The following is a 25,073-nucleotide window of genomic DNA, read 5'->3' as shown; positions in this document are numbered from 1 at the left end:
GGCATCTTCGTGCAGATCGGCCTGCTGCCGAACTCAGATTGGTTGAAGGGTACGGTAGAGCTGACGTCGCGCGGCGAGATCATCGTCGATGCGCGCGGCGAGACATCACTGCCGGGTATCTTCGCCGCTGGTGACGTCACAACTGTGCCGTACAAGCAGATCGTCATCGCTGTTGGCGAGGGCGCCAAGGCGTCGCTGAGTGCCTTCGACCACCTGATCCGCAGCTCTGTCGAAGACTGAGCGTCGAGGTAAAAAGAAAGGGGAGCAGGCCAAGGTCTGCTCCCCTTTTTTGTTTCTGGCTGCTGACGTCCAGACCCACACGGGATGCGATTCGAAGGATAGATAGTCGATATCCAAGGTCTACCTTATTACACCGGATCCGCTTTGGCTCGGGTGGTAACGAGCGAAACGGGCGGCTATCGATCCGCTCGCCGTGCATGTATCAGCAGTCCATGGAGCGAGTCCTCATATGATCAATGCGGATGCGCCGCAAACGCCCCGCGGGGCAGTAGTGACTCTGGCCAACAGGTCCAGAGACCCCAAACATGAAAAGGCCGTGCATGAGCATCTGGCCAAGCGTCTAGCGGCAGTTAAAGGCCTGACGTTTCTCGGTGAGTACGACCGATCCATCGAGTATTCGCATCCACTGTATTTCGTGCCGTCTGGCACCATCATCGGTACAGACGCAGCCCGTGAGCTAGGCCTCGATGATGAGGAAGATCTGTTCGGTGGCGTGGTACCGCAGGCATTCATCGAAACCAAGGCCATCACGCATCCGCTGGTGCGTCCGGATGCAGATGCGCCAGTTGGTTGGTCTCGTGACTTCGCGGCGCGTGTCAGTGGCAGCGTGCTTCCCGGCTATAGCGTCTTTTCGCTCGCAGATGCCCGCGAAGCCGGGCGGCGGCTGTTGCATGAAGGTTCGCTGAGGCTGAAACCAGTGCGAGCCACCGGCGGAAGAGGGCAGGAGCGCATCAATTCCGAGCAACAGCTGGATAATGCGCTGGAACACGTCGACGAGAAGGAGATGGCTCACTATGGGCTGGTGCTCGAGGCCAACCTGGAGCACGTGACGACCTTCAGTGTTGGGCAAATTCGGGTGGCGGGGAGAACGCTCAGCTACTATGGGACTCAGCGCCTGACGTCTGACAATTCTGGCGAGACGGTTTACGGCGGATCAGATCTGGTCGTATCGGACGGTGACTTCGAGGCCTTGCTGAGGCTCGATCTTCCGGAGAAGGCCCGGCTGGCCATTATGCAAGCGCAGGTCTACGACGATGCCGCATCGGCGTGCTTTCGAGGATTTTTCGCGTCCCGTCGTAACTACGACATTGCCCAGGGCGTCGACGGTCGTGGTCGTGCCTGTTCCGGTGTGCTGGAGCAGTCATGGCGGATCGGTGGCGCAAGCGGTGCCGAAATCGCTGCGCTTGAGACCCTCATGCAGGGCCAGAGCGGCGCAGTACGGGCGTCTACCGTTGAAGTCTATGGTGAGTCGCAAGTAGTTCCGTCCGGTGCGACCGTACTGTTCCGGGACGAAGACGCCGAGGTTGGCTTTATCACCAAGTACGTAGTGGTGGAGGATTATGGCGACTCAGAGTGAATGCGTAGACATCCTGGTTGACGATGAACATATCGCCGGTACTTTCCTCTCACCGCCAACCAAACTGCCCGGCGTCCTGTTCGTGCACGGCTGGGGGGGAAGTCAGGAACGTGACCTGACGCGCGCTCGAGGTATAGCGGGATTGGGCTGCATCTGCTTGTCCTTCGATTTGCGCGGCCATGCCTTGACGCTGGCGCAACAGCAGACCGTTACGCGCGAGCAGAATCTCAATGATCTGTTGGCCGCCTACGATCTGCTGGCGCAACACCCGAACATCGACCCATCGGCGATTGCCGTGGTGGGCACCAGTTACGGCGGTTACTTGTCAGCTTTGCTTACGGCGCTGAGGCCAGTTAAATGGTTGGCCATGCGGGTTCCAGCGCTGTACGGGGACGATGATTGGATGGTGCCCAAGCGCCAGCTGAACCGGGATCTGCTCAATCAACTGCGTGGTCGACGAGTTGTGCCGGAGGAAAACCGTGCACTGGCAGCCTGCGCCGACTTTCGCGGCGACGTGCTGATCGTCGAGTCCGAGCACGATCACTTGGTTCCGCACAGCACCATCATGAGTTACCGCGCCGCCTTCCATCAGACGCATTCCCTGACGCACCGGATCATTCTCGGTGCTGATCATGCGCTAACCAGTGATTGCTGCCAGAAGGCCTATACCGACATCCTCGTTAACTGGGCGACCGAGATGGTAGTCGGGGCTCGACTCGACCAGCAGGAAGGCGTTGCCGCGGCGAACCGTCGCTAGCCTGGGGGTAAAGGTGGCTGAATGGGGCCGACAAAACGACTCCAGCGTCGATCGAGGACCTGCTGTTTCAGGACTTCGATGACATCCACCAGCAGCTCTTCGAGTGCCAGGTCGGTGTTCTCGTCCTGGTAAACCCAGGCCTCGAAGAACTCGTCGGCCAGGTTTCGTGCAAGTCTCTGGAACTGCGGGCTCTGAAGTCCTTCGGCGGCTCCTTGAAGTAGCTGGGCGGCGATATCACTGAGCGCTTCATCCAGGGTATCGGCGACTCGTCCCCCCATGGGCAGGCGGCGCAGTCTGATCACCTCCGGGTTGTTCAGCAGAGCCTGGTGAATTAGTCCGCCTACATAGCCTTCGATGGCCCCCCGATTGTCCCGGTAGCCGCTCTCCAACATGCTGTGCATGCGACGGGAAAGGTCGTTGAGCAGCCGTTCCTTGCGCGGCCTGACGACCTCTTGCAGCAAGCGGCGGGAGAGGTCGTCGCTGGCTCCGATCTCCTGCTGCATGCGGCTGAACAGGCGAACCATGACGCGATCGGATAGTTCTTCGAGCAGCAACAGGTAATAGCGGTTGGCCAGGCCAAACACCGCCCAGCGTCGCATGTCGATCAGCCCCAACCGTTGCAGACGGATCAACAGGCTGCCGACGCGCAGTACCCGCAGCCAGCGGAAGCCGCTTAACGGAATGCAGCCGAGCACGTCATACCAGTGAGCGAAGGGGTAGTAGTACCAGCGTGCGTAGCGGCGTTCAAACAACGCGACGGTCCAACCGAGCAGCACGTCGAAGACAAAAATCGCGACGAAGGCGAGGTCGATGTGTTGGAAGTTCTGGTGAATCAGCGCGTCGTAGCGTTGATGCACGGCGGGAGTCCATTCGGCCAGGGCGTCGTTGATTGGCTGCAAAATGAACAGGCTATCGAACAGGATGAGCCCAAGGTTGATGCACACCAGCAGGACGATCAGGACTTCCCAAGCCGCGTGCAGCCCGTCGATTAAGCGCTCGCGCCGCCGCGTTTGCTCAGGCATCGGCAGGCGCACTGGCCGCATGCCAGAGGATTTCTGCGCAGCCCTGACGCCGCGCAATCAGCCGGGCCACTACGAAGAACAGGTCCGACAGGCGATTGAGGTAAGCCAGGCCGACCGCGCGTAGCGGCTCGATCGCATTAAGTTGCTGACAACGGCGCTCGCTGGTACGCGCCATGCTCCGACACAGATGGGCGAGGGCAATCAGCCGTGAGCCGCCCGGCATGATGAAGTCTTCCAGCGGGCCTAGCTCCTGATTCCAATGATCGATCGCCGCCTCTAGACGGACGACCTCGGCGGCGGTCAGTGCCTGATACTCAGGCATCGCCAACTCACCGCCCAGGTCGAACAGACGATGCTGGCAGGGCCCCAGAACTTCGATCAGTTCGGCCAGATCCGGCCAGCGCGCCTGGGCTTCGGCCAGCTCGGCCAGCAACAGGCCCAGTTGACTGTTGAGGGTGTCGATTTCGCCCATCGCCTCGATTCGCGGATGATCCTTGGGCACTCGGCGGCCGTCGGCCAAGCCGGTTTCTCCGGCATCACCGGTGCGGGTGTAGATCTTCGAGAGTCGGTTGCCCATCTGGATTCCTTGATTCAGCTGTTGTTAAGTTCAATAGCGGATGTCAGCGGCAGGCGCAGCGTAAAGCAGGTGCCCTGGTCCGGCCTGCTCTGCACTTCCATCTGGCCCTTGTGATTGTTGGTGATGATGAAATACGAAACGGAAAGACCCAGCCCGGTTCCCTGACCCACCTCCTTGGTAGTGAAAAAGGGTTCGAAAATTCGCTTGCGGATATGTTCAGGAATCCCGCTGCCATTGTCTTCGACCTGAATCTCGCACCAAGGCGGATTCAGCCGTGTGCGCAGAATGATCTGCCCGCGGCCTCGCTCCGGTCTTTGATGGATAGCCTGCGCGGCGTTTTTCAGCAAGTTCAGCAACACCTGTTCCAGCTCGTTGGCGATACAGGGGACGCGGTCCACTTGGGGATCGAAGTCTCGGAGGATCTCAATAGAGCGGAAGTCGAAACCGTCCATCAGTGCAAAGTCGTTGCCGGCAATCTCCAACGCCTGGTCAATAAGCACGGCCAGCGGGCACTCCGCCAGTTGCCGGTTGCTCAGGCGACTGAAACTCAGCATGTGGCTGACGATCTTGGCCGCTCGCGATCCGGCTTGCTGAATACCGTCGAGCAGTTGCGGGATCTCCCTTTGCTGCAGATACAGGTTGACGGCTTCCAGCGAGACCCCGGTATCCAGAGCAACGTCGCGGTTCCGCTCAAGCTCAGGCGATAGCCGCCGGCGGATGTTCTGTGCGTTGTGCAGGATGGCACCGAGGGGGTTGTTGATCTCGTGCGCCATACCTGCGGCAAGGCTGCCCACCGACAACATCTTTTCCGACTGCACCATGATTTCTTCCATGTTGATCCGCTCGGTAATGTCGTCGATACGGATCACCACGCCCCGACCCCCACCGCCCATCAGGGGATAGAGCGTCAATGCATAATGCCGAGGCTCACCATTGAAGGCCCAGGTGACACGTTCGATCTTCTCGACCTGATGATGCTCAGATGTACGACGGATCTGAGCCAGGAAGGGCCTTAGCGGCTCGAAGGCGATGAAAACGGGTTGGTTCAAGGCGTCATCGATTGACGTTCCGGATAGCACACTGGCCTGTTGATTCCACTGGGTGACGTAGAGCTGCTCATCGAGCGCGATGAGTACCGAGGGCATCGAGTCGATGATGCTGTTCAGGTAGTTTTGGAATCCGGTGAGTTTCTTTTCGATTTTGCTGCGAACCTGGACTTCGAGCTCGAGCTTGCGGTTGGAATGACGGGTCTCCTCTGCCAGGCCTTGCGCGTGATCGAAGGCTTCCTGGGCATCGTCTCGGGCACGCTTGAGCTGCTGCTCGCGAGCCTCCATGCGCGACAGCATGGTGTTAAAGGCATCGGCCAAGTGGCCGATCTCGTCCCGGTTTTTCGGTGTCGCCCTGAGGGAGTAGTCTTCTTCTCGGGTCACCTGGCGGGACAGGGCTTCTAGGTCGCGGATCGGCCGGGTAATCAGACGACGAATCTGCCGCGCCACCAGCGCCCATAGCAGCAGGCTGGCGAGCAGGATGGCGAGGCTGGCGGTCAAGGTGCCCGTGTAGAACGCGCCTGGCAGTTCGCTGCTGGCGACCATCAATAGATGACCTGGTGGCCCCGCAGCCTGTGGCAGCTCGATCAACAGATTGGCGCGCATCTCGCTCTTCTGCCACGCCGGCAAGTCGCTCACCTGCTGCGGTAAGTCCAGCCGATCGCCACGATACAGTTCAGCCAGGCTGCGCCCCGTGCGGTCATAGACCACAGCCGCCCGCAGCGGCGCATATTCGTTCAGCTTCCCCAGTAGCTCGTCAGCAGCCGCTTTGGATTCCAGGGCGCGATCACTCAGCTCGGGTGTTGCGAACAGCGCGCCGAGGGTATGCATCGCCTGGGGCGCGACGCTCTGCCGGGATATCCAATAGGCCGCGCTGATAAACGTGAGGTTGGAGACCAGCAGCAAGGCTGCTAGCAGCACGAGCAAAGCGATCAGCAGCTTGCGGCCGACCGGAAGATTTTCAAGGCGCTGGCGCAGGGTCATGGCAGGCACGGGCGAAGGGTGTTTCTGCAGGGTAGCGGGGGCTTAGTCGGCGGGCAATCCGTGACAGCGCAGGAGCGTCTGGAGTCGCTCGAACAGTTCGTTCAGCTCGGGCGTCGCCAGGCCATGCTGACGTGCGGCCCGACAAGCCTGCCCAAGCAGAAAGCCGACTTCGGTTCGGCGCCCGCTCCGCACGTCCTGATACATCGATGAATAGTTTTGCGCGGTCGCCTCGATGATGCGCAACACTTCCGCCTCGAGCCCATCGGCGGCTGCGCGCTGGCCGCATGCCCGCAGTACCTCGCTGAGCTCGTTGCAGAGCCGGTGCAGCGGCTCGGGATGATTCAGCAATTCGCCGTTACGGCAATCGCTCAGCACGCTAAGCGGGTTGATGGCGCAATTGATCGCCAGCTTTCGCCAGAGTTTGCCCATGATGTCGTCCGCCCAGACGTACGGAATCTCCGCCATGTCCAGCTCGGCAAGCCAGGGCGGCGCTTGATGGTTGACCGGATCGCCGAGCCAGTTGTGGCCCCGACCGGCATGCACGACTCGAAAGTCGGCCTGACGGTAAGCCCCTTCGGTGCTGGAAACGAAAATGCAGCGGCTCTCAGGCCAACGTGCCGCAATGGCCTGCTGGCTGCCCAGCCCGTTTTGCAGCAGGAGGATTTCCGACTGTTTGGCAAGTCGCGGCGCTAGTTCCGCGACGGCGGCCTCTGCGTCATAGGCTTTGCAGGCGACCAGTAGCCGCTCTATCGGTGTCGTAGCCCCTGGTTGCTCTGCCAGTATTGGATAGACACGGCTCGCACCATTCTCGATCAGCGCAAGCCCTCCCGCGGCGTGGTACTCCGCAAGCCGTTGGGGATTACGCAGGATAATGCGCAGCGGCACGCCGGCGCGAAACAGGCGCGTCGCCCACAACCCGCCCAGGCTGCCGGCACCCAGTACGTGCCAGGTGCCAGCCATCAGGCGGGCTGCTTGTAGCGCATGGGCACGATACGTCCGGTGGCGTATGCGTCAGGTAATAACGATCCAGCCTCTGCGATGACCCGCTTGGGATCGACCGGTAGCGCGCTTGCATCGAGGCTGATCATCGCGATACCGGCCTTGATTGAAATGAAGCCCTCATCGGTCTTGAACGCCTTGAGGTTGAGTCCTTCATGCAGCCGCTTGAAACTGCTCGGAGCGCACCCGCGCAAGTCATCAATCAGCGTTAGCACGCCGAAATGGCGATCATCCAGGCGGGTGAGGACGTCGAGCGGGCGTACCAGTTGCTGGAGACGTCTCGCGACACTTCGCAGCAGGTCCTGATGAAACTGTTCACCGTAGCGTTCCCGCTGGCTGGGAACCTCCGGCAAGCCTATCAGCAGAAAGCACAGCGCACCGCCGCGGCTTTCGATCTGGCGCAAGCTGTCGCCAAGGCGCTGATGCAGGTAACGACTGTTTCCGAGCCCGGTGATCGGGTCGATCAGGTTGCGCTTTTCCAGACTGGCGATGTTTTCGGTCAATAGACGGTTTTCGCGCATCAGCCGCTGCAGTGAGCCGCACAGTCGATCGGCGGCAAACACTCTGGGCACGAGCTGATCGTTCATCACCGACTTGCCGATGAAATCATCCACGCCGTGATCGAAGGCCTTGCTCAGCACGTCTTGGCCGTCGCGGCCGGTCAGGAGAATGATGTAAGTGTAATGATCGGACATCTCGTCCTGCTGGCGGACCTGAGCGGTCAGCTCCAGGCCATCCATTTCCGGCATCAGCCAATCAGCTAGGAGAACATTGGCGGGGCGTTGTTCAATCAGCTCCAACGCCGCGCTGGCACTGTTGGCGAAACGAATGTCTTCGTACCCGGCCTTGCTGAGTGCGCGACCTATCATCACGCTGGAGAACTTGGCGTCGTCGACCACCAGGATGCTGAGTTGGGGGTTGGGCATTCAGGGACTCGGAGAAGGAGAGGGGCTGCAACAGGGAATGGAAAGGCCTGAGCAGCGCGAACAGTTATAATGATGGCGCATTTGAACCGTCAAGCTAAGCGCGCTGGGTCACACCGTTGCGCCGTTTCCACAGGAGGAAGCCCATGCCCTCGTTCGACGTGGTGTCCGAACTGGACAAACACGAAGTAACCAACGCGGTAGATAACGCTGTCAAGGAACTCGACCGGCGCTATGACCTGCGTGGCAAAGGCAGTTTCGAATTCAAGGAACTGACCATCAATCTGACCGCCGACGCAGATTTCCAATTGGAGCAGATGTTGGAAATCCTCAAGTTGAGCCTGGTCAAACGCAAGATCGATATCCAGTGTCTGGAGCTGAAGGATCCCTATCCGTCCGGCAAAACCGTCAAGCAGGAGGTGGTGCTGCGCGAGGGTATCGACAAGGAGCTGGCTAAGAAGATCGTAGCGTACATCAAGGAGGCCAAGCTCAAGGTGCAGGCGGCCATTCAGGGCGAGCAGGTACGTGTAACCGGCAAGAAACGCGACGACCTGCAGGAAGCCATCGCCCTGCTGCGCGCCAAGGATTTTGAAATGCCGCTGCAATTCAATAACTTCCGCGATTGATCACCCCGCGCACGTTCGTGCCACTTCCCGCATTTGCCGAGCGGCCCTAGTCCGGGCGCTCGGTGTCCCAAGGAGATTCCTTTTCAATGGATTTCAGTGTCGATTACCTGGGCGAGCTTTCCGAGGCCTGGTTGCCTGTTGTCGTTCAATACGGCGCACAAGTTACGCTGGCGCTTTTCACCTTCCTCATCGGTTGGTGGCTGATCAACAAGCTCGTCGGCAATTTGGGTGGCGTACTGAAGCGCCGCCAGTTCGACGCTTCGCTGCATGGCTTTATCGAGAGCCTGGCGAGCGTCATCCTCAAGGTACTTTTGCTGATCAGCGTTGCGTCGATGATCGGCGTCGAGACCACCTCATTTATCGCTGTAATCGGTGCAGCCGGCCTTGCGATTGGCCTGGCGTTGCAGGGCAGCCTGGGCAACTTCGCTGGCGGTGTGCTGATTCTGATCTTCCGACCCATCCGCGTCGGTGAGTGGATTGAAGCTCAGGGCGTATCCGGGACTGTGCACTCGATACAGATCTTCCACACCGTCCTCAAGTCTGCCGATAACAAAACCATCGTGGTGCCCAACGGCAGCCTTTCGAATGGCCATATCACCAATTATTCCCGCGAGCCGCGTCGTCGCGCGGACATCAATATCGGTATCGACTACGGCGCCGACATCAAACTGGCGCGCAAGATCCTGCTGGAGATTGCTGAAGACGAGCGTGTGCTGCGTGATCCTGATCCGGTGGTCCATGTTGTTGCACTGGCCGACAGTTCGGTGAATCTGTCGCTGCGGGTATGGGTCGCCACCGGTGACTTCTGGCCCGTGACCTTCGGCTTTACTGAGTTGGTCAAGGAGCGCTTCGACGCAGCCGGGATCGGTATTCCATTCCCGCAGCGGGTGGTACACCTGGTCCAGCGTTAAGACCTGTTCTGCAATATGACAAAAGCCGGCAGTAGCCGGCTTTTTGGTTAGCTATGTTCGGTCGAGGATATCGGCTCGGCGCTGGTGGATGGCGGACGACTGCGTGTCCATTGCCAGACAATCAGTACCAGCGTCGGAATGCCGAGCAACGCAGTCACCAGAAAGAAGTTGCTGTAACCGAGCTGCTCGACCATCACGCCCGAGTAGCCACCCAATAGCCTTGGCAATAGCAACATCAACGAGCTGAGCAGGGCGTACTGAGTCGCAGAGAACTTCAGATTGGTCAGGCTCGAAAGATAGGCAACGAATGCGGTCGAGGCCAGTCCGCCACTGAAGTTGTCGCATGAGATCGTGACGATCAGCATGTTGAGGTTGGCGCCCATTTCCACCAGCAACATGAACATGAGATTGGTCGCGGCCGATGCCGCACCGCCAATGAACAGAATGGGCAGGATGCTGAAACGCACGATCAGCAAGCCGCCAAACGCAGCGCCAAGCAGGGTCATGATCAAACCAAAAAGCTTGCTGACGCTGGCGATCTGATCCTTGCTGAAGCCTTGGTCGATATAAAAGACGTTCGCCATGACGCCCATTACCGTATCGGACATCCGGTAGGTGGCGATCAGTCCGAGCAGTAACAGCGCCTGCCAGCGATAGCGCAGGATGAAGTCGGTGATGGGCGTCAGCACCGGCCCCATCAGAATCCGCCCCGGTCCGGAGAGGCAGCCCCAGCAAATCAGCAGATACATGGTGCCGCGTGGCCAGTAGCCGCCCCAGTAGGACTGGAACATCCCCGTTGTAGACACCATGAGGATGATCAGGATGATTACCGATACGGCCTGGTGGACAAAATCGAAGCGTGCCGGGCGCTGGCGCTGGCCTGCCTGTTGCAGCATCTGGCGCACCGGAATCATCAGTGACCGTCCCCAGGGTGACAGCGAACCGATGATAAACAGCAAATACAGCGTTGCACGTGGCCAGGCCTGGGCGATCAATGCGTTGATCATCGCGGGAACGGAAATCAGCAGCACCAGCAGCAGGCCGACCGCAGCCATCTGGTGGTTGAAGCTGAATCTGGACGGCCCATGAGGCAGCGGCGCGGCGCCTTGGGGTTCGGGAATCAACAGGCTGGTAACAAGACCCGGAAGGATGAGGAGAGCGAAGGCAATATAGGTCGTGGCCCAAGCGGCCTGGTTGTATTCGACGTTGCTAGAGCCCAGCCACTCGGCTAAAAACAGCGCGCCGGCGCTGGCCAGCAGCATGGCGACGCGATAACCGGTCATGTAGCTCGCGGCCAGCGTCGCCTGCAATTTGTCCTCGGCGATTTCCAGCCGATAGGCATCAATGGCGATGTCTTGCGTGGCCGAGGCGAAAGCCACCGCTACGGCCAGTGCGATCAACATGGTCAGGTTCTGTTGCGGATTGCACAGGGCCATGCCGATCAGGCCGATCGCGATGACCGCCTGCGACAACACCAGCCACGAGCGTCGCCGGCCCAGGCCGCCAATCCAGGGCAACCGCCACTGGTCGAGCATCGGCGACCAAACCCATTTGAACGCGTACGCGAGGCTGATCCAGCTGGCAAAACCGATGGTCTCGCGAGACACACCCGCCTCGCGCAACCATACAGAAAGCGTGGAAAAAACCAGGATCGCAGGAAGCCCGGCAGCGAAGCCAAGGATCAGCAGAGTCAGTGAGGCTGGACTGGCATAGGCGGCTAGCGCGGCGCGCCAGGTTTCACGGGACATAAAGGCAAATCAGGGACAGAACATGAAGCGCGCACTCTACCCGCTGTGCTCCGCTGAATGCCAGCCGTGCCGACGTATGTCGACGCGGTCGTTGATCACCTGCACACCCTCAGCGCGAAGTCGGGCACGTTGCTCCTCGCCGGAGACGGTTCCGGCGGCCAGGCTCAGGCGGCCGCCTGCGCCCATCACCCGGTGCCAGGGCAGACGCGTATCGTCAGGCAATTGTGACAGGACCCGCCCGACCCAGCGTGCGGCACGGCCCAGCCCGGCGACGGCGGCAAGTTCGCCATAGCTGGTGACCTTGCCTTCGGGAATCTGCGCTAATGTCAGATATAACGCGGCACGTCGGGTTTCGGCGTCACCGGTGCGCGGATCGCTGTGCGCTGCATCAGAGGGCTGGCGCGTCATGTAAAGGCTCCATTAGTGATGAGGCTGGTGGTGATCGAGGCTCCGTTTGGCGGCCAGCGCTTGTTGTCTTGGGGCGCATAAGGATAATGCCTGCCTTTCTCTTATACCCGCAGACGCCCTCTTGCCTATGTTCTCCCGACCGCTCTCACGAACCTTGCTTTGCGTAACCCTTTCCACGCTTTCTCTGCCGACATTTGCCGACACCGTGTGGCTGAAGAACGGTGATCGCCTGACTGGCAAGATCAGCGTGCTCGATGGCGGCAAGCTGCTCATCGAAACCGAGTACGGTGGCTCCATTCCTGTGAAATGGAGCCAGGTCGCGACACTGGAAAGCAACCAGCAGTTGCTGGTCAAGGAGGACGATGCCTCTGGCGAGGTCGCGAAATCACTACAAGCGGCCGATGACGGCATGGTCACACTGAGTAATGGTGGCGCGCCGCGTACGGTCCCGCTCAAGTCGATCACCCAGATCATCCATCCGAAGCCACTCATTCAGGACCTGACCTGGAAGGGTAACGTTGACGTAGCGCTGGACTACAAACGTGCCGAAACTGACACGGATGACTATGACATCTCGTTCAAAACCTCTGCGCGCCATGGCCTGTGGCGTCACAACGGTTCCGGCGCCTACAACCGGGAGTACCGCGACGGTGTAACTGCCACCGATAACTGGGAGGCCGAGTACGCGCTGGACCGCTTCCTCGATGAGCACTGGTTCTGGCAGGGTCGCTTGGAATACAAGCGTGACAAGATCGAGGACGTTCGGCGCCAGCGCACTGTGGGTACAGGTCCGGGTTACCAGTTCTGGGACAACGAACTGGGCGCGTTCTCGCTGGCTTCGCTGGCCAACCGCAGTGACTACGAGTTCGCCAACGGCAATACGGAGCAGTTTTACTCGCTGGCCATGAAGTGGAATTACAACCGTTATCTGGTGGGCAAGACCTTCGAGATATTCAGTAACGGTGAAATCGGCAAGCCACTGGAAAATGTCGCCGACTATCAATTCGACGCGGAAATGGGGCTGCGTTACAAAGTGACCGACTGGGCGTCGCTCAACATGAAGGCCGAGAAGGACATCGTCAGCGGTGCGGAGAGCGAGCTGGATGAAACCCGCTACAGCATCGGATTCGGTGTGGGCTGGTAAGGCTTATAGCGTGATCGACCGGGCGCCTCAGTGCGCCCGGTTTCGTTTCTGGTGCTCTACAGCCGCAAGCCTCCGTCGAGCTCCAGGATGCGCCCGGTGTAGTAGTCGTTCTCGAATATGTAGGCCACGGAGTGGGCGATCTCCTGGGGTTTGCCCAGACGCTTCAGCGGAATCCCGGCGGTCATCTTCTCCAGCGCTTCGGGTTTCATGCTGGCGACCATTTCGGTTTCGATGAAGCCGGGTGCAACACCGGCTACGCGGATGCCGTAGCGCGCCAGCTCCTTCGCCCACACCACGGTATCTGCAGCCACGCCGGCCTTGGCGGCCGAGTAGTTCGCCTGGCCCATGTTGCCGGCACGGGATATCGAGGAAATGTTGACGATCGCGCCCTGGCGCTTCAGCTCAACCATCTTCGCGGCGACTTCTCGGGTGCAGAGAAATACGCCGGTGAGGTTGACGTCGATCACCGCCTGCCATTGCGCCAGGCTCATCTTCGACAGTTCGCCGTCCTTGAGTTTTATGGTGAGCCCATCGCGGAGAATGCCGGCGTTGTTGACCAAGCCGTCCAGGCCACCAAAGTCGTCGCTGACCTGGCTCACCATGTGGCTAACCTGCTCTTCGTTGGCGACATTGCACAGGTAGGCGCGTGCGTCACCGCCAGCGTGCTTGCAGGCTGCCACGGCTTCATCCAGCCGATCCTGATTAAGGTCGACCAGCGCCAGGCGGGCGCCTTTGCTGGCAAGGTACTCGCCCATTGCGCGTCCGAGCCCTTGGCCACCGCCGGTGATAATGATGACCTTGTCTTTCAGCTGCATGCCTATCTCCTATCTATGCCTGCCGACGTCGGTAAACGACGTCCGCTGACGAAACCGTTATGCTGATGCCCTGCCGAATCGTCCCTGTTGAGGAACACCCGTGAGCGTTCAAGCCGCCAAGCATGCCCGACAACTCCTGCTCAAGGAATACCGCGGCGTGCTCTCGACTCACTCCAAGGCCATGCCCGGATTTCCCTTTGGCTCAGCAGTCCCTTACTGCTTGAACGAAGAAGGCTGGCCACTGATCTTGATCAGTCGGATCGCCCAGCATACGAAGAATCTGCAGGCAGACCCGCGCTGCTCTCTGCTGGTCGCTGAACGTGGCGCCGAGGACGTGCAGGCAACCGGCCGGCTCACCCTGCTGGCCGAGGCGGTGCCGCTCACGGACGAAGCTGCGGTCGGCGCCGCGGCCGAACGCTATTACCGTTACTTCCCGGAATCGCGCGACTACCATCGCGTTCACGACTTTGACTTCTGGACGTTGCAGCCGGTGCGCTGGCGCTACATCGGGGGCTTCGGCGCGATCCATTGGCTGGATCAGGTGGCATTGGCTAATCCGTTTGCACGCGCAAGCGGTGGCGAGGTCGACATGCTTGACCATATGAATCAGGACCACAGCTCGGCGATTGCTCACTACGTTCACCAGGCAGGCCTGCCGTCTGCCCCGGAGGCGCGCATGATTGGAATCGATAGCGAAGGCTTTCACTTGAGCATCGGTCAGGCCATTCACTGGTTGGTATTTCCGGATAGCTGTACCAGCCCAGGCGCCGTGCGACAGGCACTGGTGGCGATGGCTCGCCGCTGATTGATACTCGCGTAAGCGCAGCGAAGAATAATCCGGTTACAGCCTATCTGGTGGATGGGTTGAATTCGCTGCAGCCCGCCGTCATCTACACGAAATCGGAAGCCGTTCTTCCGCCAAGGATTATCGATGCGAATATTCTTACTGCTGTTTCTCCTGTTTCCGCTGGCCGAGCTGGCGTTGCTGATCAAGGTCGGCAGCTCCATCGGCGTGTTGCCCACCATTCTCCTGCTGATCATCAGCGGCATGGCCGGCATCCTGCTGATGCGTCTGGCCGGATTTGCCACCGCCTGGCGTGCACGCGAGCGGTTGGCTCGCGGTGAGTTGCCGGAACGGGAAATGCTCCAGGGCTTGATGATGGCCCTTGCTGGGGGGTTGTTGTTCCTGCCCGGATTTCTCAGCGACGTCGTCGCGCTGCTGGTGCTGTTTCCACCGACGCGCAAACTGTTCCTCGGCTTTGTCGGGCGGCGTGTCGAGGCGCAGGCTCAGCGTCGCCGAGCCTTTGCCGACGATCTGCGCCAGCAGCAGGAACACCGCGACGGGCCACAGCGGCCTAACGTCATCGAGGGGGAGTGGGAACGTCGCGACAAGTAGGTCGTATCCGCTCCAGCAAGGCATGCCACGGCATGCCTTTTTATCTTCTGTAAATGCAAAAAATCATCGTCCCGCCCTTGAAATCATTTTTGACGCCCGCATGTAGCGGTCACCGCAAGGTCGCTGTCGCATTTTGACAGTCCGTCTTCTGCGGCTCGCATTGCGGGCCGCAACCGGCACCGCCGGATTTGCCAACCCGCCGATGAGAATGCATCGGCATGGAAACCACTGTACTAGGAGAGATCGACAATGAAGCTTCGTCCTCTGCATGACCGCGTCGTAATTCGTCGCAGCGAAGAAGAAACCAAGACCGCAGGCGGCATCGTGCTGCCGGGCTCCGCTGCCGAGAAGCCAAACCGTGGCGAAATCGTCGCTGTTGGCACTGGCCGCGTTCTGGACAACGGCGAAGTCCGTCAGCTGGCCGTCAAGGTTGGCGATCAGGTCGTATTCGGCCCTTACTCCGGCAGCAACACCGTCAAGGTTGACGGTGAAGACCTGCTGGTGATGAGCGAGAACGAAATTCTCGCCGTCGTCGAAGCCTGATCAGCGCTCGCTTACAGCGAACTGCGTTCCATCAACAGAATTTGAGGAAGAATCAACATGGCTGCTAAAGAAGTTAAGTTCGGCGACTCCGCCCGTAAGAAGATGCTGGTTGGCGTCAACGTCCTGGCTGACGCGGTAAAAGCGACCCTCGGCCCGAAAGGCCGCAACGTCGTGATCGAGAAGAGCTTCGGCGCTCCGACCATCACCAAGGATGGCGTTTCCGTTGCCAAGGAAATCGAGCTGAAAGACCGTTTCGAAAACATGGGCGCGCAGCTGGTCAAGGACGTTGCTTCCCGTGCCAACGATGACGCGGGCGACGGCACCACCACTGCTACCGTTCTGGCTCAGTCGATCGTCAACGAAGGCCTGAAGGCTGTCGCTGCCGGCATGAACCCGATGGATCTGAAGCGCGGCATCGACAAGGCGACCATCGCCATCGTTGCTGAGCTGAAGAACCAGTCCAAGCCATGCGCCGATTTCAAGGCCATCGCTCAGGTCGGCACCATCTCCGCCAACTCCGACAGCTCCATCGGCGCGATCATCGCCGAAGCCATGGAAAAGGTCGGTAAAGAAGGCGTGATCACTGTTGAAGAAGGCTCGGGCCTGGAAAACGAACTGTCCGTCGTAGAAGGCATGCAGTTCGACCGTGGTTACCTGTCTCCGTACTTCATCAACAAGCCGGACACCATGGTGGCCGAGCTTGACAGCCCGATGCTGCTGCTGGTCGACAAGAAGATCTCCAACATCCGCGAACTGCTGCCGGTGCTGGAAGGCGTTGCCAAGGCCGGTCGTCCGCTGCTGATCGTTGCCGAAGACGTTGAAGGCGAAGCCCTGGCGACTCTGGTCGTCAACAACATGCGTGGCATCGTCAAGGTTGCTGCGGTCAAGGCACCTGGCTTCGGTGATCGTCGCAAGGCCATGCTGCAGGATCTCGCAATCCTGACCGGTGGTACCGTGATTTCCGAAGAAGTCGGCCTGAGCCTGGAAACCGCTACCCTGGAGCACCTGGGTAATGCCAAGCGCGTTGTGCTGAACAAGGAAAACACCACCATCATCGATGGTGCTGGTCAGCAGGTCGACATCGAAGCTCGCGTTGCGCAGATCCGCAAGCAGGTTGAAGACACCACTTCCGACTACGACAAAGAGAAGCTGCAAGAGCGTCTGGCCAAGCTGGCTGGCGGTGTTGCCGTGATCAAGGTCGGTGCCGGTACCGAAGTTGAAATGAAAGAGAAGAAGGCCCGTGTCGAAGACGCGCTGCACGCAACCCGTGCTGCCGTTGAAGAAGGCGTGGTACCTGGCGGCGGTGTCGCTCTGGTCCGTGCACTGCAGGCGATTTCCGAGCTGAAGGGCGAAAACGCCGATCAGGACGTGGGCATCACTCTGCTGCGTCGCGCTGTCGAAGCGCCGCTGCGCCAGATCGTCGCCAACTCCGGTGGCGAGCCAAGCGTTGTGGTCGATAAGGTCAAGCAGGGCAGCGGTAACTACGGTTACAACGCTGCGACCGACGAGTACGGTGACATGATCGAGATGGGCATTCTCGATCCGGCCAAGGTAACCCGTTCGGCTCTGCAGGCCGCGGCTTCCATTGCCAGCCTGATGATCACCACCGAAGCGATGATCGCTGAAGTGGCTGACGACAAGGCTGCTGGTGGCATGCCGGACATGGGCGGCATGGGTGGTATGGGTGGTATGGGCGGCATGATGTAATTCAGCCGGTCCCTGGCATCAGAAAAAGCCTCGCCTCGTGCGGGGCTTTTTTATGCCCGTCGTTTCGGTTGATCCGACCGTGGCGTATGCAGTCGCCTCGGCTCCTGTGGCCTTTTTAAGAAATTTGATCCATTTGTCTTTTTTTTAGGCGCGTTGGCAGTACGTCGTCTATGGTGACTTTCTCGATTCACCAAATAACAAAGGCTTGCGCAATGAAACTTGAAATTGCTCGAGGAGTATTCCTAGCCGGCTCGCTCGGCGTCGCATCATTGTGTGCGGCGGCATGGAGCGAACCGGATGCCAGAGTTGTTGCCCAAAGCGACCAGAGCAGCCACTGTGCGGTGCCGCGTATTGCTCGCGCAGAGATACAGAACACCCAACCTGATCAGGATTTGCTGCTGTTCATGTACGGGCTGTCGCAGAGCCTTGTAGGGCGCAGTTGAGTCGATCCGCCTCTACGTTGCCCCTTTGGCGTTGACTGACACTATCGACGGTTAATCTACCGTCGCCGCGTTACCGGCACGCTCAGGGCTTGCCAGCACGGTATAGACGGCTGGTAGCACGAACAGCGTGAACAAGGTGCCCACGGTCATGCCCGTGGCGATCACCATTCCTATATCGAAGCGACTCACCGCACCGGCACCGCTGGCCAGGATCAGCGGAACCATGCCGAATACTGTCGCGGCAGTGGTCATCAGGACCGGTCGCAAACGTATCGCTGCGGCTTCCTCGACAGCCTCTCTGCGGTTTAGCCCCTGTTCACGACGCAGCTGATTGGCGAACTCGACAATCATGATCCCGTGTTTACTGATCAATCCGATCAGCGTCACAAGTCCGACCTGCGTGTAGATGTTCATGCTCGACAGGCCGAGAAACAGGGGAACCAGCGCTCCACAGATGGAAAGTGGCACCGTAACAAGGATGACCAGCGGGTCGCGGAAGCTCTCGAATTGCGCCGCCAGGACCAGAAAGATGATGGCCAAGGCGAGTGCAAAGGTCATATACAGAGCGTTGCCTTCCTGGATGTACTGGCGCGAGGCTCCGGCGTAATCGAAGGTGAACCCCTGCGGCGCCTCCTCGCGAGCGATGCTGCGCAACGTATCGATGGCCTCGCCCATGCTGACGATCGGAAAGCCCTGGATGGTTGCGGCATTGAGCTGCTGGAACTGGCTCAGCTGAGTGGGACGGGCGCGGTCGCTGACAGTGATGAGTGTGGACAAGGGCAGCATCTCGCCCTGATCGTTCTTCACGTAATAGTTGCTCAGCCAGCCTGGGTTGTCTCGGTAGGCCTGTTCGACCTGCGCGATCACCTTGTAACTGCGGCCTTCGATGGTGAAGCGGTTGATCTCGCTTTCGCCAAGCAGTGTCGCCAGGGTCATGCCGAGGTCTTCCATCGTCACGCCCATCTGTGCGGCCTTTTCGCGGTCGATATCGACGACGATCTCAGGCTTGTCGAATGCCAGGTCCACGTCGAGAAAGGCGAACTTGCCCGAGGCCTGGGCTTTCTCCTTGATGCGCTCGGTCACCTGCAGCAGCGACTCGTAATCGGATGCCGTATTGATCACGAACTGGAACGGCAGGCCTTCGCCGGTACCGGGCAGGGAAGGCAGGTTGAAGCCGAAGACCTGCAAGCCTGGGATCTTGTCGATTTGCGCCTGAACCTCGGGCAGCACCTCCATCTGCGTCCGCTCTCGCTCGTCCCAGGGCGTCATCAGGAAGCCTCCGATGCCGCTTTGGACGCCGTTGAAGCCGTTGATCTGAAACCAGGAGTAGTACTCGGGAAACGTTTTGAAGATAGTCAGGAACTGATCGGTGTAGGCGTTGAGGTAGTTGAGGTTGGCCGTCTGCGGCGCGCTGGCCATCATGAAGATGATGCCCTGGTCTTCTTCGGGCGCCAGCTCGCTTTCAGTAAAAGTGAGCAGGGCGGGAATCAGCCCGAGGACGATCAGTGCAAACACTAACACCACCGACCGGGTGTCCAAGGTGCCGTGCAGCGCCCGTTGATAGCGAACTTTCAACCGGTCAAAGATCAGGTCCAACCGATGGGCCAGCCCAGTCGGGTTCTCTTCATGACGCAGCAGGCGAGAGCACATCATCGGCGATAGCGTCAGCGCCACCACGCCGGAGATCAGTACCGCTCCAGCCAGCGTCAGCGCGAACTCCTGAAACAGCGCGCCCGTCACGCCTTGAAGAAAACCAATGGGTGCATAGACCGCCGCCAGGGTGATGGTCATGGTGACGACCGGCATGGCGATCTCCCGCGCGCCGTCGATCGCCGCCTGAAACGGGGTCTTGCCGTCTTCGATGTGCCGGTGGATGTTCTCCACCACCACGATGGCATCATCGACCACCAGGCCGATCGCCAGCACCATGGCCAGCAACGTCAGCAGATTGATCGAGTAGCCCATGGTCTGCATGAAGAACATCACACCGATCATCGAAAACGGAATGGTGACCACCGGGATTAGCACCGAGCGCAGCGAGCCGAGGAACAGGAACACTACGACGATCACGATCACCACGGCCTCGGCGAGGGTTTTTACCACTTCGTCGATGGACGCCTGGATGAAGCGGGTGGCGTCGTAGGCGATGGTGACCTTTAGGCCGGGTGGTAGCTGCGACTCGATTTCCGGCATGACGGCGCGTACTTCGCTGATCACATCCAGCGGGTTGGCGCTCGGGGTGCCCTTGACGCCGATATAGACCGACGGAATGCCGTCGAACGAGCTGATAGCGTTGTAGCTTTCAGCACCCATCTCGACCCGCGCCACATCTCCGAGCAGCACGCGGCTGTCGCCCTGGGTCTTCAGCGGAATGGCGGCGAAGGCCTCCGGGGTCTTCAGTTCGGTATCGGCGTTGATGCTGGTGACAACGTACTGCCCCTTCACCTCGCCGGCCGCCGAGAGGAAGTTGTACTTGCGCACGGCCTCGTTCACGTCCCCCGCCGAAAGTCCGTAGGCGGCGAGCTTCACCGGGTCCAGCCAGAGGCGCATGGCGAATACCTGATTGCCGAGGATCTCTGCCTCGGCCATGCCGGGGAGGGTGGCCAGCTTCGGCTGGATGACGCGCGACAGGTAGTCGGTAATCTGCGGGTTGCTAAGTTGTTCGCTGTAGAAACTGATGTACATGAGCGCCGTGGAATCAGCGGCTTGCTTGTTCAGCACTGGGTCTTCGGCGTTCTGCGGCAACTGGTTCTTCACCGAATTGGCCTGGCTGAGCAGCTCCGTGTAAAGCCGGTCGGTATCGGCACCGATGCGCGCGTAAACCGAGATGATCGATACGTTCTGCTGGCTGACCGAGGTCATGTAGTCCACGCCTTCGGCGCTGGCCAGACTCTGCTGCAGCGGTTGGGTAATGTAGCCCTGGATGGTTTCCGCGTTGGCGCCCGGATAGGCGGTGGTCACCGTGATCAGCGCACTTTCCATCTGCGGATACTGGCGAATCACAAGGCTATTGAAAGCCTGTAGGCCAAGCAGCACGATCAGCAGGCTGATCACGCTGGCCAGCACGGGACGGCGTATGAACGGGTCGGTAAAAGCCATGGCGATCTGTGTCCCTGTAGTCAGTGCCTCAGTCAGCGGTCGTCCGACGCGCTGTCTGGCTCGAGTTCGAGCGTGCGCTGCTCGGCGATGGCGACATGAGCGCCGTTGTCCAGCTTGAGCTGACCGGCGATAACAACCTGTTCACCAGGCTCCAGACCTTCGAGGATCACAACGCGGCCGTCACGGCGTTCGCCGGTCGTGACGAAACGGCGCTCCACGACCAGGTAGGGCTCGTCGCGCTCGGGAGTCTCGGTGGCGTCTTCAGCTCCTTCCTCGGGTCTAGGCGCTTCACCGGCCTTCACGACGAGAACCGAATTGCCGTACAGGGTGTAGGTGAGGGCCGTTTCCGGTACCACGACCCGTGGCGCCTCGCTGGGCAGCAGCACCTGCAGATCGGCGAACATCCCTGGCAGCAGGCGTTCGTCGGGGTTATCCAGCTCCGCACGCACCTGCACGTTACGGGTGGTGACTTCCACCTTGGGATTCAGCGCGACGATTCGTGCCTCGAACTGCTCGCCGGGAAACGCGGCGACCTGGATGCGCACGGCTTGCCCAATGGCTAGCAACGGCACCTGCTGTTCGGCCAGGTAGAAATCGACGAACAGCGTCGAAAGGTCCTGCAGGGTGGCAATCGGCGTGCCGGCGGCAACGAAGTCACCCACATCGACCTGACGAATCCCAATGGTGCCGGAAAAGGGCGCAAGAATGCGCTTTTTCGCCAGGCTGGCCTTCAGCTGGGCGACCGTAGCGGCGGCTTTCTGCGACTGGGCGTTGAGCCGATCGAACTCACTGCGTGATATGGCCTGTCCGTCGATCAGACTGCGTGCACGCTGGAATTCCACCTTTGCCAGATGCAGGTCCGCTTCTGCAGCTGCCAGGCTCGCCTGCTCGATCTCGCTGTCGAGCAGGACGATGGGCTGACCCTGCCGCACTTTTTCCCCCGAGCGGAACTGCACATCGCTGATGGTGCCGGCGATCTCCACCGAAAGGTCGATGCCCTGCGATGCGCTAAGCGTGCCGATGGCCGGTAGACGGCTCTGCCAGGGCTGCTTGCTGGAGGTAACGACTTCGACATTGATCGGCGGCTTAGGCGCCTTGAATTGCTGAATCTGTGAGTAGATCGAGTTGAATTTGAGGGCGGCAAGGATCAATACCACGACGATCACCGCGCCAAGCATCAGCAGCATGCGGCGCAACATTTTCCGTATTCCTTGGAGTAATGAGCCGGCTGACCATGGCTATGAAGCGACGCAGCTCTATTGAACACGCGAGCCACGGGCAGGTGCAGCTATTCGCTGCCATGGCGCTTCAGCCCTGGAGCAGAAGGAGAATGGACGTTAGCCATGAAGTGGGTGCAAGTAAAGCGGGATATCAGGCTTCGTCTGACGGTAAGGGGAGGGACGCTAACGGCGCCCCTGGGGCCCTAGATGCCTGTCGACCAAATTCCGCCTGGCCCCGGGTGGGCAGGGCCTTTCCGTTGAATTGGCAATCAGCCCGCCAGGCGGTGAGTGACTTCGCTGAGCTGAGCGGACAGCCCATGTAGATCCTGGCTGGCCTTCTCGGTGCGCTCAACATTGTCCTGATTGGCCGTGGCGATGGCGGTAATCTCAGTGAGGTTGCGTGAGATGTCCTCTGCGACGGATGTCTGCTCTTCTGCAGCGGTCGCAATCTGGCGGTTCATGTCGCGAATCGCTTCCACTTCCAACGTGATGCGCTGCAACATGCCGCCCGCTTCGGTGACCTGTTCGACGCCTTCATCGCTGCGGTTCTGGCCACTTTCGATTGCCCGCACGGCATTCACCGCCCCCGTCTGTACGGTGTCGATGATTTGGTGAATTTCCGCTGTCGAGTCGGCGGTACGCTTGGCCAACGTACGCACCTCATCCGCTACCACGGCGAAGCCGCGGCCTGCATCGCCGGCACGGGCGGCTTCGATGGCTGCGTTCAGCGCGAGCAGGTTGGTCTGGTCGGCAATGCCGCGGATCACTTCCAGCACCTTGCCGATGCGACCGCTGTCGGCTTCCAGCCGACGGATCACGGTGGCGGTATTGCTGATCTCGCCACGCATGTGGGTGATCGTCTCGATCGTCGAGCGCATCATGGCCTCGCCTTGTTGCGCAGATTGGTCGGCAGCGTCTGCGGCGTGCGCAGCGTCGGCCGCATGGCGTGCGACCTCTTGCGCGGTGGCAGACATCTCGTGCATCGCTGTGGCGACCTGATCGGTTCGGGAAAACTGCTCGCGGGTGCCTTGGCCCATCAGGGCCGCAATCGCGTTGAGCTCCCCGCTGGCGGTGTCCAAATCTGATGTGCTGCGCTGCAAACGGGTGAAGGTATCGGCGAGGAAGTCGCGCAGCACGTTGGCGGCTACCGCCAGACGACCCAGTTCGTCAGCGCGGCTGGTGTCCACACGCTCTTTGAAGTTGCCCTTGCTGAGATTGGCAACATGATCGATCAGATGTCGGATCGGATTGATCAGGTTGCGATTGACCAGCCAGGCACTGAACAGGGCGATCAGCACGCCTGCGGCAAGCATGATCAGGGCCCCAGCGGTGATGGTCCGGTCTGCCGCTTCGCTGATGGTGTCCGAGCTGCCGAGGGCCGAATCACGTAGTTGTGCGACCAGTGCGCTGAGCTGCTCGCTGGTTTCCCGGTCGATGCCTTTGACAGCCGCGTCGCCTACAGCCGGATCCGCGCCGGCAGCGATGAATGCATCGCGTCCCGCGCGATAGGCCGTGCCAAGCTTCAAGTGTTCGTCACGCAGGCTTTTAATCTGGCCCGACAAAGCCGGGTCGCCCTGGCTTTGCTGTACCAGCGTGCCAAGCAGCGTTTGTACCTTGCGTTCCTGCTCCTCGAAACTCTGCCAGTATTTGGTCAGGTTTTCCGGTGACTTACCGCGCAGCAATACGTTTTTCCACTCCTGAACCTGTACTTTGAACTCGAGGTTGGATTGATCGATGAGGCGTGAGGCTTCGATCGGTCCTTTGAGAAGACGTTGATACGCCCCGATGTCATCGGAGAGAAACGAAAAGCTGGCGAGCGCGATGGCCAGCATCAACAACAAGCTTCCGCCTATCAGCGCGAGCAGCTGGGCACGCAGGGATTTTTTCAGGAACATCTGGGCGTTCTCGTATCGAAGAGGATGCGCTTGCGCTAGGGGCAAGTTTCCAACGTGCAGTCAGAAAGACTGTTCGCTTGCCGGCTTTTCGGCCGCTTTGTTCGATACTTGAAGGCTTTCAGACCAGTCGCAGATGATTATCCCAAAGCCCTGGGGGTAGCTGCAGCGGGGTACTGACGAACGCCTTGCCGGTGCAGTCTACGAGGCGGCAGCGGCCCTGTCCGGAGCTGACGACAAAACCTTGCTCGACTGCCCCGACGCCAGCACAGTCCGGTAGATGAATTTCCTCACGCAGCGCGGCAGTATCCAAGTCCCAGATGAACACCTTGTTGCCACGCGGCGCGGTCACGGCCAGCAGGCGAAGGCTGTCATTGATCGCCAGGCTGGCGGTGTACTGGTTCATGGTCTGGCGTTGCGCTTCACCCAGCGGGAAAGCCTGGAACGCCTGACCGGGACGCTTGATCGCCAGCAGTGGCACCGGATCCATCGGGTCGCCTTCATATTGCTGGCCCGACACCACCGTGCCGTCCGCCGCTACCGCGAGGTGACGCACGCTATTCATCTGCTCGGGTAACTGTTCCTTGCTGATCAGCGTGCCATCGCGGTGCAACAGCACCAGGCTGGGCTCCATGGCGTGGAGATTCATCATTTCCCGACTGTCGGCCTCGGTCCGGATACCACCGTTGGCGATCACCAGGGTTTCGCCATCGGGCATCCACAATAGCTGGTGCGGCCCGATACCGTGGGTCGAACGCTCACCGCTCCGTATCAGTTGGCGGCCCTCGACGCGATAGACGCCAAGCACGCCGCGACCGGCTTCGGCGGTATCGTTTTCGGTGGTATAGAACCAGTCACCGCTGGAGTGGAACACTCCGTGGCCATAGAAATGGCGGTCAGGTGGTGACGCCAGTACCTGAAGCAACGTCCCGTCACGGCTGTCGATCAGATAGCTTTCACGGCTCGGTCGACGCCCGACGAACACCGCAAGCGGCAGGTGCGGATGCGCATAGACATCGTGGCAGCGCTCCTTGACCGGCGTGGCGAATACCGGGCTGCCATCGAGCCGGTAGCCGACCGCATAGTGGCGGCCATCGGCATCGTTACGCGCCGAGAGAAGTAACGGTTGTTCGGTGTGATGGGTCAACGCCCAGCCGCCAACGGCTGAGGCGGCCACCAGCGCGCTGCCCAGGCCGAGGAAAGCACGGCGTTTCAT

Annotated in this window: 23 protein-coding genes; 11 read left to right on the top strand and 12 right to left on the bottom strand. The window is 60.1% G+C overall.

What is annotated here, in order from left to right; all coding sequences use genetic code 11:
- The 3 genes from ACQKEK_RS22025 to ACQKEK_RS22015 form a co-directional block, all read left to right on the top strand.
- On the top strand, positions 1-240 hold a 240-nt coding region (locus ACQKEK_RS22025; protein ID WP_256044805.1), incomplete at its 5' end, for an FAD-dependent oxidoreductase.
- A gap of 229 nt (positions 241-469) precedes the next feature.
- The gene (locus ACQKEK_RS22020; RefSeq protein ID WP_499144331.1) at positions 470-1,597 is read left to right on the top strand and encodes a DUF3182 family protein; all 1,128 of its coding nucleotides are present in this window, start codon (positions 470-472) and stop codon (positions 1,595-1,597) included.
- A complete protein-coding gene (locus ACQKEK_RS22015) occupies positions 1,581-2,354 on the top strand; it encodes an alpha/beta hydrolase family protein (protein ID WP_128121846.1) in 774 nt (257 codons plus the stop codon). Before ACQKEK_RS22020 ends, ACQKEK_RS22015 begins: the two co-directional genes overlap by 17 nt.
- On the opposite strand, the gene ACQKEK_RS22010 is transcribed toward ACQKEK_RS22015, so the two are convergent.
- The 5 genes from ACQKEK_RS22010 to ACQKEK_RS21990 are packed head-to-tail and all read right to left on the bottom strand — an operon-like array spanning position 2,351 to position 7,908.
- Positions 2,351-3,376: an ion transporter gene (locus ACQKEK_RS22010; protein WP_499144330.1), complete on the bottom strand. Its 1,026-nt coding sequence runs from the start codon at positions 3,374-3,376 to the stop codon at positions 2,351-2,353. The genes ACQKEK_RS22015 and ACQKEK_RS22010 overlap by 4 nt on opposite strands.
- Complete coding sequence (locus ACQKEK_RS22005; RefSeq protein ID WP_499144329.1) at positions 3,369-3,953, bottom strand: cob(I)yrinic acid a,c-diamide adenosyltransferase; 585 nt, start codon at positions 3,951-3,953, stop codon at positions 3,369-3,371. The genes ACQKEK_RS22010 and ACQKEK_RS22005 overlap by 8 nt, the downstream gene beginning before the upstream one ends.
- Before the next feature lie 14 nt (positions 3,954-3,967).
- Positions 3,968-5,983: a sensor histidine kinase gene (locus ACQKEK_RS22000; RefSeq protein WP_499144328.1), complete on the bottom strand. Its 2,016-nt coding sequence runs from the start codon at positions 5,981-5,983 to the stop codon at positions 3,968-3,970.
- Between the two features lie 42 nt (positions 5,984-6,025).
- Positions 6,026-6,943 (bottom strand): putative 2-dehydropantoate 2-reductase, encoded by a 918-nt coding sequence (locus tag ACQKEK_RS21995; protein WP_499144327.1) that lies wholly within the window; start codon positions 6,941-6,943, stop codon positions 6,026-6,028.
- A complete protein-coding gene (locus ACQKEK_RS21990; protein WP_499144326.1) occupies positions 6,943-7,908 on the bottom strand; it encodes a response regulator in 966 nt (321 codons plus the stop codon). Before ACQKEK_RS21990 ends, ACQKEK_RS21995 begins: the two co-directional genes overlap by 1 nt.
- A 143-nt stretch (positions 7,909-8,051) precedes the next feature.
- On the opposite strand from ACQKEK_RS21990, the gene ACQKEK_RS21985 reads away from it, so the two are divergent.
- Both ACQKEK_RS21985 and ACQKEK_RS21980 read left to right on the top strand, forming a co-directional pair.
- Positions 8,052-8,531 carry a YajQ family cyclic di-GMP-binding protein gene (locus tag ACQKEK_RS21985; RefSeq protein ID WP_045425002.1) on the top strand — a complete coding sequence of 160 codons (480 nt, stop codon included), beginning with the start codon at positions 8,052-8,054 and terminating at the stop codon, positions 8,529-8,531.
- Positions 8,532-8,617: 86 nt separating this feature from the next.
- Entirely contained in the window at positions 8,618-9,442 is an 825-nt protein-coding gene (locus ACQKEK_RS21980; RefSeq protein ID WP_499144325.1) for a mechanosensitive ion channel family protein, read from the top strand.
- A gap of 47 nt (positions 9,443-9,489) precedes the next feature.
- Here ACQKEK_RS21980 and ACQKEK_RS21975 read toward each other — a convergent pair whose 3' ends face one another.
- Together ACQKEK_RS21975 and ACQKEK_RS21970 are read right to left on the bottom strand one after the other, a co-directional pair.
- Complete coding sequence (locus tag ACQKEK_RS21975) at positions 9,490-11,190, bottom strand: AmpG family muropeptide MFS transporter (protein ID WP_499144324.1); 1,701 nt, start codon at positions 11,188-11,190, stop codon at positions 9,490-9,492.
- A gap of 36 nt (positions 11,191-11,226) precedes the next feature.
- Positions 11,227-11,598, bottom strand: a complete 372-nt coding sequence (locus tag ACQKEK_RS21970; protein WP_499144323.1) for an MGMT family protein — start codon at positions 11,596-11,598, stop codon at positions 11,227-11,229.
- A 127-nt stretch (positions 11,599-11,725) separates the two neighbouring features.
- Between ACQKEK_RS21970 and ACQKEK_RS21965 the strand changes: the two genes are divergently transcribed.
- Positions 11,726-12,742, top strand: coding sequence for a DUF481 domain-containing protein (locus ACQKEK_RS21965; protein WP_128121876.1), 1,017 nt, complete (start codon positions 11,726-11,728; stop codon positions 12,740-12,742).
- Positions 12,743-12,798: 56 nt separating this feature from the next.
- On the opposite strand, the gene ACQKEK_RS21960 is transcribed toward ACQKEK_RS21965, so the two are convergent.
- Entirely contained in the window at positions 12,799-13,557 is a 759-nt protein-coding gene (locus tag ACQKEK_RS21960) for an SDR family oxidoreductase (protein WP_064480455.1), read from the bottom strand.
- 100 nt (positions 13,558-13,657) lie between these two features.
- Between ACQKEK_RS21960 and ACQKEK_RS21955 the strand changes: the two genes are divergently transcribed.
- The 5 genes from ACQKEK_RS21955 to ACQKEK_RS21935 all read left to right on the top strand — a co-directional run bounded on the left by ACQKEK_RS21955 (position 13,658) and on the right by ACQKEK_RS21935 (position 17,646).
- Entirely contained in the window at positions 13,658-14,362 is a 705-nt protein-coding gene (locus ACQKEK_RS21955) for a HugZ family pyridoxamine 5'-phosphate oxidase (protein ID WP_499144322.1), read from the top strand.
- A 126-nt stretch (positions 14,363-14,488) separates the two neighbouring features.
- Positions 14,489-14,953 carry an FxsA family protein gene (locus ACQKEK_RS21950; RefSeq protein ID WP_127839925.1) on the top strand — a complete coding sequence of 155 codons (465 nt, stop codon included), beginning with the start codon at positions 14,489-14,491 and terminating at the stop codon, positions 14,951-14,953.
- A gap of 249 nt (positions 14,954-15,202) precedes the next feature.
- Positions 15,203-15,496: a co-chaperone GroES gene (locus tag ACQKEK_RS21945; protein WP_019340746.1), complete on the top strand. Its 294-nt coding sequence runs from the start codon at positions 15,203-15,205 to the stop codon at positions 15,494-15,496.
- A gap of 57 nt (positions 15,497-15,553) precedes the next feature.
- Positions 15,554-17,203 (top strand): chaperonin GroEL, encoded by a 1,650-nt coding sequence (groL, locus tag ACQKEK_RS21940; RefSeq protein ID WP_127839924.1) that lies wholly within the window; start codon positions 15,554-15,556, stop codon positions 17,201-17,203.
- A gap of 212 nt (positions 17,204-17,415) precedes the next feature.
- Positions 17,416-17,646, top strand: coding sequence for a hypothetical protein (locus ACQKEK_RS21935; protein ID WP_081262947.1), 231 nt, complete (start codon positions 17,416-17,418; stop codon positions 17,644-17,646).
- Between the two features lie 51 nt (positions 17,647-17,697).
- On the opposite strand, the gene ACQKEK_RS21930 is transcribed toward ACQKEK_RS21935, so the two are convergent.
- From ACQKEK_RS21930 to ACQKEK_RS21915, 4 genes are all read right to left on the bottom strand, one after another.
- Entirely contained in the window at positions 17,698-20,745 is a 3,048-nt protein-coding gene (locus tag ACQKEK_RS21930; protein WP_499144321.1) for a multidrug efflux RND transporter permease subunit, read from the bottom strand.
- Between the two features lie 32 nt (positions 20,746-20,777).
- Positions 20,778-21,944 carry an efflux RND transporter periplasmic adaptor subunit gene (locus tag ACQKEK_RS21925; protein WP_499144320.1) on the bottom strand — a complete coding sequence of 389 codons (1,167 nt, stop codon included), beginning with the start codon at positions 21,942-21,944 and terminating at the stop codon, positions 20,778-20,780.
- Positions 21,945-22,234: 290 nt separating this feature from the next.
- Positions 22,235-23,860, bottom strand: a complete 1,626-nt coding sequence (locus tag ACQKEK_RS21920; RefSeq protein WP_499144319.1) for a methyl-accepting chemotaxis protein — start codon at positions 23,858-23,860, stop codon at positions 22,235-22,237.
- A gap of 118 nt (positions 23,861-23,978) precedes the next feature.
- A complete protein-coding gene (locus ACQKEK_RS21915) occupies positions 23,979-25,073 on the bottom strand; it encodes a DUF1513 domain-containing protein (protein WP_064480449.1) in 1,095 nt (364 codons plus the stop codon).

The organism is Pseudomonas sp. NPDC077408, assembly GCF_050269105.1.
Taxonomy (GTDB): domain Bacteria; phylum Pseudomonadota; class Gammaproteobacteria; order Pseudomonadales; family Pseudomonadaceae; genus Stutzerimonas.
The sequence above is the reverse complement of the archived record's forward strand: the minus strand, read 5'-3'. Positions and strand labels throughout refer to the sequence as shown.